Raw genomic sequence first — 427 nt, 5'->3', positions numbered from 1 at the left:
ATAGCATTTCGAAAAGTAATGAATTTTCAATGGCAAAATTAAATCAAGGATTAACATTAAATCAAATGCAGTTGCTTGCATTCGCTATCTATTCAACTCAAAAAAACGGTGTAACTGAATTTCGAAAGGCTGATTTTGAAAAAAAGTTTAGTATAGATCAATATCGGACAGATGATGCAAAGAAAGATTCGCGACGTATTTTAAGTTTGCAAGTTGGATTAGAAGATTTAGAAGATGATACATTTGAATATTGGAATGTATTCCAAAGAATGAAGTATTCTGGAGGACTTTTTAAATTTGTTTGGTCTGAAGAAATGGTCCCTCATATCTTAGAACTGAAAGAAAAGTTTGTAACCACTGATTTAACTATTACTTCACAATTTAAAAGTGGTTTCAGTTGGACGTTATATGATTATTTAAAAGCTCA

General features: G+C 30.2%; 1 protein-coding gene. It reads left to right on the top strand.

Annotated features, from left to right (window positions below):
* Positions 1–29: 29 nt before the first annotated feature.
* On the top strand, positions 30–427 hold a 398-nt coding region (locus C9J34_RS21610; protein WP_238600760.1), incomplete at its 3' end, for a replication initiation protein.

The sequence above is a fragment of the Metasolibacillus meyeri genome (assembly GCF_003049505.1).
GTDB classification, from domain to species: Bacteria; Bacillota; Bacilli; order Bacillales_A; family Planococcaceae; genus Metasolibacillus; species Metasolibacillus meyeri.
This window is presented reverse-complemented; position numbering and strand designations above follow the sequence as displayed.